Here is a 13,570-nt window from a genome sequence, read left to right as displayed (position 1 = left end):
TAAAAAAGACCGCTGCTTCAGACACTGAATTGATAACAGATAACAATCAAAAGGGACATGACATGAACACGACACACAACCCCTACACCTTTGCCAGAACCCTCTGCGCCGTTGCCGTCACCACCGCTTGTCTAAGCAGCCAAAGTGCGCTGGCTCAGGATACTGAAGACGCAAGCCGCGGCAAGCTCGAGCGCATCGAAGTCACAGCCCGTAAAACGGTGGAATCTTTACAAGAAACCCCGGTCGCAATTACTTCCGTTGGTGCGGTTGAGTTAGCGGAAAAGGGCATTAGCGTTTTAACTGAAATTCAACAGTTTTCGCCCAATACCACATTGCAAACTAGTCGGGGGACTAATTCGACGTTAACTGCGTTTATTCGTGGTATGGGGCAGCAAGATCCGCTGTGGGGTTATGAGCCTGGCGTCGGAATTTACGTAGATGATATGTACATTGCCCGGCCGCAAGGTGCCGTGCTGGATTTACTGGATGTGCAGCGCATCGAAGTACTTCGCGGCCCACAAGGTACGCTTTATGGCAAAAACACCATTGGTGGTGCAGTGAAGTATGTCACCAAACAAATGTCCGGATCGCCCGAACTAACAGTAGAAGGCACAGTAGGCAACTACAGCCGTAAAGACGTGAAGGTGATGGGTCAGTATCCCATCATGGAAGACAAAGTGTACCTTGGGTTTGGGTACGCGAATCTAAACCGCGATGGTTATGGTGAGTTCCTGCAAAGTGCGTTAGACGGACAAGATCGTGAAAACTACAACAAAGATTTATGGGCAGCCCGACTGACGTTGGAAATTGAGCCCACCGACGATTTATTCCTGCGCTTTGGTTGGGATAAAACCGAAGACAAATCTAACGCCAAGGGCGGCTATCGCCTTATCGATAGTCAACGTACCGATGCGCCAGTGCCAGATTCTGTGTACGACTCATATACCAGTATGCCAACGTGGAATTTGGTTGAGTTGGAAGGCTATAGCTGGATGGCGCGCTACGATGTCAGTGATGCGCTGGAGTTAAAATACATCGGTTCTCATCGTGAAAGTTATTCTCCAACCAATATCGATTTCGATAATACGGCATTGGATATCTTTGATGTACCGGCTATTTATGAAGATGAAAATGATACCCATGAATTGCAGTTCAATTATGCCGGTAGTCACTTCAGTCTGGTAGGGGGCCTGTACTATTACGACGGCGAATCATGCGGCGTATTCGATGCTGTACTAGGCGTACTGGGTCGTGACTACGCAGCGCTGGGGATCTTCCCGGAAGGCACCACTGGCTTTACTCGTGAAGTGTCTGGCTGTAATAACAGTGAAAGTACTGCCGCTTATGGCCAGCTAAACTATGACATTACAGAGAAACTGTCTGTTTCTTTGGGCGCTCGTTTTACCGATGAAGAGAAACAAGCAACCGTTTTCAATGGAACAGTACTGTATAATTTGTATCCCGAAAGTGGCTGGTACGATGGCTATGTGCGCCCTGATGGCGTGTCTATGCCGCAGGTGCTGGGCACCGACACGGACGGCGATGGTGTACCCGATGCTCCTGCCGTTGATAGCTGGTCACGTTTCACCCCTCGCGTGGGTGTGGAATATCAATGGTCGCCAGACATGATGTTTTTCGCCAGTTACTCTCAGGGCTTTAAATCAGGTACTTTTAACCCTCGTGCTACCTTTAATGAGCCCGGCGTCGATCCAGAAGTGGTGGATTCCTTCGAACTGGGCATGAAAAGTGACCTGACCGACCAACTGCGCTTTAACCTCACATTGTTCTCCTATGACCACAAAGATCGCCAGTACATTGGTATTGAAGGTAACTCTGATGATCCAACGGCGCTGCTACAGCGTCTGCGTAATGCCGCAGAAACATCGGCAACAGGCGCAGAACTGGAAATGACCTACGTTGCTACTGAGAACCTGAGTTTTGACGTGGCCTACGGTTTCATTGATTTTGAAATTAAAGAAAACAATGCCGTGCCTCCACTGATTGGCCTGGCAAGCACGCCGGAAAATACGCTGAATATTGCTGCTAAGTATTTTATACAGACCGACATGGGGGATTTTGTATTTAACGCCAACTATTACTACCGTGACGATTACCTGTTATTTGAAGCCAGTGATCTGATTAAGCAGGATGCCTACGGCATGGTGAACGCCAGCGTGACCTGGGAAAGCATGGAAGGTGACTGGTATGCCGGCCTGCACGTGAAGAACCTCACCGATGAAGAATATTTGGTGGGGGGTTATGACTTTGTTACCCGCAACGACGATGGTTCTTACGGCGTTGGTCTGGGTAACGATACTACGCTGGCCGGCTATTATGGCGACCCGCGTACTGTACACTTGACGGTGGGTTATCGTTTTTGATTTGGGTTAAAGCGCTTTAGGCAAACGGGCGCATAGTGTCGCCCGTTTTTCATTTCATCGCTTGATTCCTTCTGCGTTCTGGGTCACAGTAACATGGATTTCACAAATGTTTGACACTATGCAAGCCAATGTACTGATTGCCGATGATCATCCTTTGTTCCGCGCCGCCATGCGCCAGGCCATGAATGATATCGTAAAGGGAAAAATCAGCGAGGTGGCAACGCTTGATGAAGCTGTTGCCCATCTTGAGAAGGACAGCGACATCGATTTGGTTTTTCTCGACATTAATATGCCAGGTAACGCGGGCCTAACCGGTTTGGCCGAACTGCGCTCTCGCCACCCTGACGTATTAGTGGTTGTGGTGTCGGCAGAAGAATCGCCGGTGTTAATTGAACGCTCGGTCACACTAGGCGCCAGCGGTTACATTCCCAAATCTACGCCACTACCATTGATTGCCAAAGCCGTTGAACTCGTTCTCGAAGGCGAGCAATGGCTGCCCTCCGGCTGGAACGATACGCTTGTCACCAACGTGCCAACATCTGATAACCAGTTTACAAGAGGCCTGGCACAACTCACACCTCACCAGTTCAAAGTACTGAAAATGATTGCTGATGGACTGCTTAATAAGCAAATTGCCTACGAGCTGGATATCTCTGAATCGACAGTAAAACAGCATGTTTCGGCGGTATTGCGCAAGCTAGGTGTGATAAATCGCACCAAGGCGGGCGTGTTGTTTAATCAGTTGATGCAAAATGAGTAAACTGTTGTACATGTTTATCCGTAACTGCATTTATTGATTAAATCAAAACTCATCACGCTTCAACTTTTTCAAGCACTACAGCGTTTCGCTTGTTTGCAGCGATAGTGTACATCCATAACGAAGAACTTATTTTATGATAGATACCGACATTTTCATTGTCGCTGTTGGCGTTATTCTTTTTGCACTGGTCTCTGGACAAGCAGACAATCGTTCGATAACCGGGCCCATTGTTTTCACAGGGTTTGGGTTGCTTATTGGTGCCGCTGGCTTGGATCTAGTCAATCTCTCGATAAAAAACGAAGCGATAAATATTTTGGCCGAAGTTACCTTGGTAGTCACCCTGTTCTGCGATGCATCTCGGATAAACGTAACCGCGCTGACAAAGGAGCACAGAATTCCTATCCGTTTGCTCACTATAGGTCTGCCTTTATGTATGTTTGCAGGTGCGCTCGTTGCTTGGGGACTTTTTCCAGCACTTGGCTTCGGCGCGTCACTCTTGCTTGGAATTGCGCTAGCGCCAACGGATGCGGCACTTGGACAAGCGGTGGTTTCGAATCAAGCTGTGCCACAGCGGGTCAGGCAGGCTTTAAATGTAGAAAGCGGGCTTAATGATGGCCTCGCTTATCCGGCACTCCTGATAGTCGCATCTTTCGTGCTGGGTTCTGAAGAAATGAAGGGTGCTGCTGAGTGGTTGATATTTGTGGCTGAACAGGTAATTTTGGGCCCTCTAGTTGGCGGCCTAATTGGCATGGCTGGCGCTATAGCAGCAGAAAAAGCGAAAGAAAATAAGTGGATGGATGAGGCATTCTCTCAAATTATCGTCCTTGGGTTGGCATTAGCGGCTTACGCGGGAGCCGGTGCTGTTGGAGGGAATGGTTTTTTGGCTGCCTTCACCGCAGGTTTAATGGTGGCAACTCGAGCTAAACACATTGTAAAGGAGGCTGCCCGGTTTGGTGAGGCTGAAGGACAACTACTAAGTCTGGTCGTCTTTTTGCTGTTTGGGGCGATATTATTGCCCGATGCCTTTACCAGTGGCATATTGAACTGGCGGATTTGGCTCTATGCTGTACTATCTTTAACTGTTCTGAGAATGTTGCCGGTGGCCATATCGTTAATTGGTGCAGGACTGCGGCCTGCGACAATTATTTTCATAGGGTGGTTTGGGCCTCGCGGGTTAGCATCAATTCTTTATGTTTTACTTTTGCTGGAGCAGAGCGACATTGGTATAGCAAATGTCGTCGTACAGATTGTGTTTGCCAGTGTCATATTGTCTGTGTTCGCTCATGGCCTCACAGCGATGCCATTCGCCAGGTATTATGCTGATATTTTAAATGCGAAAACTGGAGCATCTGAAAATGTAAGGGTAAAGGCGTTCCCGACACGTCATAATTCCTAACGCACTTTGATATTTCGCGTTGCCGCGCAATCATCACCCAAACAATAAGGAGTAGGCATGGATGGCCTCATGATCCTGGCAGTGTTATTTGTTCTATTTCTGCTTGCTGGCGGACTTCTGTCTTTTGCGAATTTTTCCACTATTCGCCAATTACGCCGCGAGATTGCTACGCTAAAAAATCTAGTGAATTTACAGTCTGGCCAAATCACCCGCCTGAATAAAAAAATAGGATCGGGTGATGAAAAGCCCAGTACCACTGCAACATCGCAACCGCAGGAAAATGCACCGGTAACTACTACACCGAAGACAGTTTCAAACGCGCCAACGCCTGTTTCCGCCCCGGTATCTGTTCCTGCTTCCGTGTCTTCACCATCTTTACCGTCGGAAAAATTAGCAGAGAACAGTAAAGAAAGCTCTCCCTGGGATAGCGGGTTTGACATTGAGCAATTTCTACGTGGAAACGGCCTGTTCTGGTTGGGTGGTCTGGTGCTGGCCATTGGCGGTATTTTTCTTGCCCGCTACTCTATTGAAGCCGGATTGTTGTCGCCGGGTTTGCGCGTCGTATTAGGCGGCCTGTTCGGTACTGTACTGGTGGGCACAGCGGAGTACTTATCCCGCTATCGTGAGAAGTTTCACATCTATTCGCCTTACGTGTGCGCAGCCATTGCCAGCGGTGGGGTAATCACCTGTTTTGCCATGGCGCTGGTGGCTTACGACTATTACCACTTTATCAGTGCAGAATTAGGTTTTGCTCTGCTCGCTGCAATCGCGCTTATTGCAACCTGGCTGGCACTACGCTTTGGACCGGTATTGGCGTGGATAGGTGTTATTGGCGCCTATATCGTACCCGTGTTGGTGAGTACAGATTCGCCGAATATTGCCATCTTGTATGCGTACATTTTGTTAGTGTCGGCATCGGCTACATGGATTGCACAGTCAGTGCGTCAGAGAAAGATATGGTGGCTTAGCTTTGCGGCACATACATTATGGATGCTGTGGGCCAGCGCGGAAGCTGATACCAGCAACTTTGCTGCCGTTATTATTTTTACTCTTTTTACCATTTATCTGTTCGCGCTTTCTGAGTTAGTACTCTCGCCTTTAGATAAAGTAATGACCGAGACATTACCGGTCAAAGCATTGTTAATGCCGCGCAAAGAGCTGGCCGGGATCATTCTGCCGCTAATAGCGTTGTGTGGTTACCTATCGACCATCAGCGAACCGGTTTATCTGATCATGAGCGCACTCATTATTGGTGTCGTGCTATGTTATCTGCCGAATCGTAACAGCCTGCTAGACTCCTGGCCGTTTTTGGGGCTACTGTTCCAATTGTTTATCTTCGTAAGCATGCCTTCCCCCGGCGACTATTCGGACAGCCTGTTTCCATTCACGCATAATTACCTGTTTGCTCAGAGTGCCGCGCTGGCAATGCTGTGGTACAGCGCGTTTATGCTGAAAAAGTGGCAGAGACCGGCTTATTTGATGTTGCTCGTGATTGCGCCTGTTAGTCTGTATGCCGTTAGCTATGCCCTTGCACCCGACGAGGCTGCGGTCGTGCTCTACCCCGTGTGGGCGGCAGAGTTAACGTTGCTGGCTATTGGTGCGGCGCTGGTTTCCATGCGCATTAGTGCTCCGTTGCTAAAGCTTACACTCACTTTACTCAGCAATGCCTGCATTACGCTTTGTCTGACCATGTTGCTGAATGCGGGCACGCTTACATTAGCGCTGGCAATTCAGATTGGAGTCATGAGCTATCTGAGCTGGAAAGCCCGCGTTTCGTTGCCCGACTGGGTGTATAAAGTGGCGCTTACTGCGGTTAGCGTACGACTAACTATGGCACCCTGGCTGGATACGTACTCCGGTGAAACGGTTATTGATGTGCGCTGGACCTTGATCATTCTTCCTATGGTAGTGGCACTGTTCGGGATAAGTCGCTTTTATCAATCATCCACCAGTCTGCGGAAATGGCTGGATGGCGGCATATTGCATCTCACCGCGCTGTTCTTTACCACAGAAACCAGTTATTTGCTGGTAGGGCATTATCCTGATTTTACCGATCTGACCTTCACTGAAAGTGCACTCCTTGCCTGTAACTGGCTGATTTTGTCTGCGGTTTATTTGTGGCGGGATAGGTTTGCGCAAAGTTTGTCTCGGATTTATCACTGTTACGCCGCATTACTCGTTGCCGCTGCCGCAGTACTTCATGTCGGGTTATCTGGATATAACAACCCGTTTTTTGTACCTATTGCCACCGGCGATGGTGTGTTTCTGAACTGGCTGATTGTGTTGTGGCTACTACCGGCGCTGGTGCTTATTGGGATGGGGATTGCGTTGGGAATGGCTAGATTATTACCTACGCAAATTACAAAAGGGGCGTGTGTTGTGGGAGGCGTGCTGTTGTTTTTCTATATTAACGGCGTGATCCGTGGCGCATTCCATCCCGGGAATATTGTCATCAGTCACAATATGCCACAGGCAGAACTTTACACGTATTCAATCGTGTGGCTGCTCATCGCGGTAGCAGTTATCTTCGGCGGTCAACACCGCCAGTTAATCACATTGCGTAATGTGGGATTCGGTCTTTTGGCAGTAATCATTCTTAAAGTATTTATTTTTGATACGGCACAGCTAGAAGGGCTGTATCGTGCTATTTCATTCATTGGTCTGGGCTTCAGTCTGGTGGGAATCGGCTGGCTGTACCAAAAGCTAAGTAATGAAAATCAGACCGAGGGTGAGCACAAGGTAGAAGTGTAAACACTGGAATTAGCGGCCACTTAGCAGTTCTTTCAGCAAACGTTTCAGCGCGGGAGGTTTTACCGGCTTCGGAAGGTATCGCAAGCCGGCTGCGGCGGCTTCATCACGAACGCCATCGTCGCGGTTTGCCGTTACTAAAATCCCTGGAACATTCTGTTGCCAGAAGCTTTTCAATGACTTTGCAGCATCGGTGCCTTTCTCGCCAAAATCCAGATGATAGTCAACCAGCATAATGTCTGGCGGTGCGGGGCACACTGCCTGCGCCGAAGACAATGAAGGAGCACAGATTACCTCAGCGCCCCAGTCACCGAGGAGTTCCTGCATGGCCTCGGTAATTTGCTCGTCGTTTTCCAGCAGCAGAATATGCTGTCCCTGTAACCAGGTTGCTTGTGACGTAACACTCTGTTCTTGGGGAGCAATCGCGTTGCGCTGAAGTGCCCGCACAGCCCGGGGCAGGGTAACGGTAAATACCGTGCCTTTGTTTACAGCCGATGCCAAACCAATTTCATGGTCGAGCAGTTGGCTGATGCGCTCCACAATAGTCAGTCCTAATCCCAACCCCTGACTAGCTTCGCGGTTCTCGAGCTGGTGAAACTCTTGAAAAATAATCTGTTGCTGATGTTCGAGTATGCCCGGGCCGGTATCGCACACCCAGATCGCTAACCAATCCGATGATTTACGACGTGTGCCCACTAGAATGGTTCCTGTGCGGGTATAGCGAATGGCATTGGAGATCAAATTCTGCACGATACGCTTCAGGAGCTTTTTGTCAGAGCGCACGACTACGGAGGTGTGAACCTGCTTTAAAAGAAGCTGTTTTTGTTCTGCAATCACCTGGAATTCGTTGATCAGCGGCGTAAGCACATCGTCTAGTGGAAACTCAGTAATTTGAGGTACTAATACGCCCGATTCCAGTTTGGTCATATCTAATAAAGTGGAGAGCAAGGCTTCAGCACTGTTGAGTGATGTGACTAGCCCATGGGACAAACTGGCTAAATCGGAGTCAGTCGTTTTTTGTGACAGCATGCCAGCATAAAGCGTAGCGGCATTAAACGGTTGCATTAAGTCGTGGCCGGCGGCGGCCAGAAAGCGGGATTTACTCTCATTGGCCCGGTCTGCTTCCTGTTTGGCCAGTTCCAATTGTTCAGTACGTTTCAGTACCCGGGCTTCCAAATCCCGTTTAGCGAGTTCCAGTTCTTCTTGTATGCGGATATATTCGCTGATGTCGCTGTATGTTGTTACATAACCGCCGTGGGGGAGCGGACTACCATTAAGTTCGATGACCCGGCCATCGGTCTGGCGGCGAATATATTTATAGCTGCTGCCCTTTTGCATGTAGTCCACACGCTTACTAATTTCATTTTCCACGTCATCGGTTTTACCCAACAAGCCCCGCTCAGCGTTGTACTGCAGCAACGCCTGAATTGGCTGACCCACCTTCAGATAGCCCTTCGGATAGTTAAACAGTTCGACATACCGGTCATTCCAGGCAAGCATGCAAAGCTGCTGGTCGAGCACACTGATCCCTTGTTCAATGTTTTGAACCGATGACTGTAAAATCTCATGATTAAACTGGAATGATTGAGAGGCTTCTTCCACCCAGTCTACAATTTCCCTTAGTGCCCCGGATTTAGATTGGGCAATGGCTGAGAGCAGAATGCGGGCGCTTGGTGTGCCCACCTGAACGGCCAGTAACTTTTCTACCCGTTGCAACAGCGCCATGCTGGCGAAACCGTCTGTGTTGGCATGGGCAGAAAGCTGGCTTTTCAATGTAAGGTTATCACTGGGCTCAAGTACCCGCTCAGTGAGTGAAAATAAAGCCTGTATGCGAATGGCAAGATCAGGATGCTTATCGTCGCCGCCAAGGTTTTTATCCTGTTCTTTCTTCGACGATGATAAGAGCGAAATCAAAACTAAGGTGAGCGTATTCATCACCAGGCAGGCAAAGAAACTGGTACCCAGTTGAAGTTCAGAAGGCGCTTTTTCGAAATAGTAACTCGACAGAATAGACGGGTAGAGTAACCACATTACCCAACAAACAAAGCCAACCAGAATCGCTGATTGCACCGCCCACTTGGCGGTACGCTGCCAGTATAATGAAAACAGCATGGCGGGAAGCAACTGACCGAGCAAAGCGATGGCAATCACCCCGCTTTTTACCAATGGCGCACTTTGACTCACGTTAACGTGGTACCAGTAAGCTACACTAAGTACGACCAGTACCGTGAGTCGCCGCACGGTGAGCAGAGTGGTGGGGCGCATGGTTAATTGCGGGTCATTTTTTAGCCGAATCTTAAGCCAAATGGGGGTAATGAGATTATTCGACATCATGATCCCAAGGGCCAGGGTAGCCACAATTATCATGCTGGTGGTCGCAGACAGCCCGCCAATTAATGCCGCAAGTGAAACCCCGATATTGCCGGTGCTCAAAGGCAGCGCTAATACGAAAGCGTCGGTTTTTACCATGCTGGTATCAAGTAGAATGTGGCCGGCAATGGCGATGGGCAGAATGAATGTTGTCATGCCAATAAGGTAAGCGGGAAAAAGCCAGCGGGCGGTAGCCAGTTCGCCTTCACCGTTACATTCAACAAAATTCATATGAAATTGGCGGGGCAACACGAACAATGAGCACACCCCTAGTAACACATGGCTCAAATACACCAGGGGCGCCGAATCGGCATACAACACTTCGCGGGCAGAGGGATGAACCGTGGCCTGTGCAATTAAGTCAAAGGGGCCGCTGAACAGTCCGTAGCACACAAATATGCCTACCACACACAGGCCAACCAGTTTGACCACAGACTCAACGGCAATGGTAAGCACAAGCCCGGGGTGTTTGTCGGTAAGGTTGAGTGTGCGGGTACCAAACAGAATGGCGAACAGGGCCATTAGCGCTGCAACATATAATCCTACGGTATCTGAGCCTTGTCCTGCATCGTAGGTAATAAGCCGAATACTGGCAGAAATGGCATCTAATTGCAGCGCAATATAGGGAATAACGCCAATAAAGCATAAACCTGTTACCGTGGCTGCCAAAAAGTGGCTATGGCGAAAACGTAGAGCAAAGAAATCCGCTAAAGAAGTGACATTGTGCTTTTGGCAATACCGAACAATTTTTATCAATACAGGGTAGAAAAAAGCCATGCCGAAGATAATGCCGGCATAGGTGGGGACCAGTGCCCAGCCAAATTGTGACGCTTGTGTGGTGGTACCGAAAAACGCCCAGGAGGTACAGTGGATACCCAGGCCGAGACTGTATAAAACCGGGTGTTGCTGGTTGTCCCGAAGCTTCCGGTCGCCCCAGAAGGCAACCATAAAAAGAAATACGAGATACACCACGGTAATGATGCCGATGGTCCAGATGCTAAACATGCGATCCACAGTGAAAACAATTCGTTAACAAACTCTACCGCAACCTTTCTGTAAAAAATATGGCAATTAGCCACAAATTTTTAGGGGATACCCTTGATAGGCAGTTAACCAACCCCATTATTAGCCCCACTGAACGTATTCACGCTGATTGTGGCAAGGTTTTTAACCCGCAGTCAGCAACACAAAAATTCACCGCAGATGAGTATTGTTGGGAGGATGGCATGAGCGAAGATCGCGACGTGCAGGATAAAAATAAGCCTGAAGACGCAGAAGTGATTCAGGGCGAAGTTGTAAATGAAGAAGCCGCGGAAGCGCAGCCAGTTTCTGAACAGGAGCAGCGCATCTATGAGCTGGAAACTGCACTGGCGGATGCTCAGGCGCAAATCAAAGAGCAGCAGGACAGTGTACTGCGTGCCCGCGCCGACAGCGAAAATGCCCGTCGTCGCGCCGAAGCAGAAGTAGAAAAGGCCCGTAAATTCGCCCTTGAGCGTTTTGCTGGTGAGCTGCTGCCGGTTATCGACAACCTTGAACGTGCTATTCAGGCAGGTGATGCGGACAATGAAGCCGTTAAGCCTCTGATGGAAGGTGTTGACATGACGCTTAAATCTTTCGTCAGCACTATTGAAAAATTCGGTTTAACACCTATTGATCCACAGGGTGAAGGTTTTAATCCGGAGTTGCATCAGGCGATGTCCATGCAGGAAAGCGCCGACCACGCGCCAAACACAGTGATGGCGGTGATGCAGAAAGGTTACCAAATCAACGGGCGTCTGCTTCGTCCGGCTATGGTCATGGTGTCTCGTGCACCAGACGGTGGTGTTGATACGCAGGCGTAACAGGCGACAGCCTAAGAGACTTATTTTTACTGGCGTCTCTTGAATTACCGGGGAATAACCCCACTAATATTGCAGAAATTATTGAATCTTATTTTGGAGACACGAAATGGGTAGAATCATTGGTATCGATTTAGGTACAACAAACTCGTGTGTCGCAGTTCTTGACGGCGACAAACCTCGCGTAATTGAAAACGCTGAAGGCGATCGCACAACGCCTTCAATCATCGCGTACACTAACGACGGTGAGACACTGGTAGGTCAGTCTGCGAAACGTCAGGCAGTAACCAACCCGACTAATACATTATTCGCTATCAAGCGTCTGATCGGCCGTCGCTTCGAAGATAAAGAAGTGCAGCGCGACATCGACATCATGCCTTATAAAATTACCAAGGCTGACAATGGTGACGCCTGGGTAGAAGCGAAAGGCGACAAAATGGCACCGCCGCAGATTTCTGCTGAAGTGCTGAAAAAGATGAAGAAGACCGCTGAAGACTATCTGGGCGAAGAAGTGACTGGCGCAGTAATCACTGTACCTGCTTACTTCAACGATAACCAGCGTCAGGCAACTAAAGATGCCGGTCGTATCGCGGGTCTTGAAGTTAAACGTATTATCAACGAGCCAACAGCTGCTGCCCTCGCTTACGGTATGGACAGAAAGCAAGGCGATAATGTTGTTGCGGTATACGACTTAGGTGGTGGTACCTTCGATATCTCTATCATCGAAATTGATGAAGTTGATGGCGAGCACACCTTTGAAGTACTGGCTACCAATGGTGACACGCACTTAGGTGGTGAAGATTTCGATAACCGCGTAATTACTTATCTGGTTGACGAATTCAAGAAAGATCAGGGCATTGACCTGCGTAAAGATCCGCTGGCTATGCAGCGTCTGAAAGAAGCCGGTGAGAAAGCGAAAATCGAACTGTCTTCTTCACAGCAGACCGAAGTTAACCTGCCGTACATCACTGCAGATGCAACAGGTCCTAAGCACTTAGCAATCAAACTGACCCGAGCGAAACTGGAATCTCTGGTTGAAGACATGGTGAAAGACTCGCTGAAGCCAGTTAGACAAGCACTGGAAGATGCCGACCTGTCAGTTTCTGACATCAACGACATCATTCTGGTTGGTGGTCAGACACGTATGCCTCTGGTGCAGAAGTATGTATCTGAGTTCTTCGGCAAAGAGCCACGTAAAGACGTGAATCCGGATGAAGCGGTTGCTGTTGGTGCAGCTATCCAGGGCGGTGTACTGTCTGGTGATGTAAAAGACGTACTGCTGCTCGACGTTACGCCTCTGTCTCTGGGTATCGAAACCATGGGCGGTGTAATGACCAATCTGATTGAGAAGAACACCACGATTCCTACCAAGAAATCGCAAACCTTCTCAACCGCAGAAGACAACCAGTCTGCAGTAACAGTACACGTACTGCAGGGCGAGCGTAAGCAAGCGTCTGGTAACAAGTCGCTGGGTCAGTTTAACTTAGAAGGTATTCGTCCGGCTTCTCGTGGTACGCCGCAGATCGAAGTAACCTTCGATCTGGATGCTGACGGTATCCTGCACGTATCTGCGAAAGATAAAGATACGGGTAAAGAACAGAAGATCACTATCAAAGCCTCTTCGGGTCTGAGCGATGATGAAATCGAAAAAATGGTTTCTGACGCGGAAGCAAACAAAGAAGCGGATGCCAAGTTTGAAGAACTGATTCAGGCGCGTAACCAGGGTGACGGTATGATTCACGCTACCCGTAAGCAGCTTGATGAAGTGGGTGATGCTTTGTCTGCTGAAGACAAAGCGCCAATCGAAGAAGCTATCTCTGCACTGGAAACTGCGGTTAAAGGCGAAGATAAAGCGGAAATCGAAGCGAAAACGCAGGCGCTGGTTGAAGCATCAGGTAAACTGATGGAAGCGGCTCAGGCCCAACAGGCAGCTGCAGGCGGCGCTGAAGCAGGCGCAGAGCAGCCTTCTGGTCAGAAAGCGGAAGATGATGTTGTTGACGCTGAATTTGAAGAAGTGAAAGACGACAAGAAATAAGCTGTAAGCAATGCTTCCCCGGCGGCACTCTGCCGGGGTGCT

General features: G+C 49.1%; 7 protein-coding genes. 6 read left to right on the top strand and 1 reads right to left on the bottom strand.

Translation table 11 applies throughout. The annotated features are described in order from the left end of the window. The first annotated feature begins 62 nt into the window (after positions 1-62). The 4 genes from ACXAGX_RS16100 to ACXAGX_RS16085 all read left to right on the top strand — a co-directional run bounded on the left by ACXAGX_RS16100 (position 63) and on the right by ACXAGX_RS16085 (position 7,288). On the top strand, positions 63-2,381 hold the full coding sequence (locus tag ACXAGX_RS16100; protein ID WP_474818166.1) for a TonB-dependent receptor: 2,319 nt from the start codon (positions 63-65) through the stop codon (positions 2,379-2,381). A gap of 118 nt (positions 2,382-2,499) precedes the next feature. Then, complete coding sequence (locus ACXAGX_RS16095) at positions 2,500-3,141, top strand: response regulator (protein ID WP_474818411.1); 642 nt, start codon at positions 2,500-2,502, stop codon at positions 3,139-3,141. A 133-nt stretch (positions 3,142-3,274) separates the two neighbouring features. After that, positions 3,275-4,537 (top strand): cation:proton antiporter, encoded by a 1,263-nt coding sequence (locus ACXAGX_RS16090; protein ID WP_474818167.1) that lies wholly within the window; start codon positions 3,275-3,277, stop codon positions 4,535-4,537. 57 nt (positions 4,538-4,594) lie between these two features. Continuing rightward, on the top strand, positions 4,595-7,288 hold the full coding sequence (locus tag ACXAGX_RS16085) for a DUF2339 domain-containing protein (protein WP_474839536.1): 2,694 nt from the start codon (positions 4,595-4,597) through the stop codon (positions 7,286-7,288). A gap of 9 nt (positions 7,289-7,297) precedes the next feature. On the opposite strand, the gene ACXAGX_RS16080 is transcribed toward ACXAGX_RS16085, so the two are convergent. Continuing rightward, positions 7,298-10,660, bottom strand: coding sequence for a PAS domain-containing hybrid sensor histidine kinase/response regulator (locus tag ACXAGX_RS16080; protein ID WP_474839535.1), 3,363 nt, complete (start codon positions 10,658-10,660; stop codon positions 7,298-7,300). Positions 10,661-10,881: 221 nt separating this feature from the next. Here ACXAGX_RS16080 and grpE point away from each other — a divergent pair, with 221 nt between their 5' ends. Then, a complete protein-coding gene (gene grpE, locus ACXAGX_RS16075) occupies positions 10,882-11,496 on the top strand; it encodes a nucleotide exchange factor GrpE (protein ID WP_474839533.1) in 615 nt (204 codons plus the stop codon). A gap of 106 nt (positions 11,497-11,602) precedes the next feature. Then, positions 11,603-13,528, top strand: a complete 1,926-nt coding sequence (gene dnaK, locus ACXAGX_RS16070; RefSeq protein ID WP_474818170.1) for a molecular chaperone DnaK — start codon at positions 11,603-11,605, stop codon at positions 13,526-13,528. The last annotated feature ends 42 nt before the right edge of the window (positions 13,529-13,570 follow it).

This window comes from Alteromonas sp. ABV4_515 (assembly GCF_056160345.1).
Note: the sequence above shows the minus strand (reverse complement) of the source record. Positions and strands in the feature narration are given on the sequence as shown.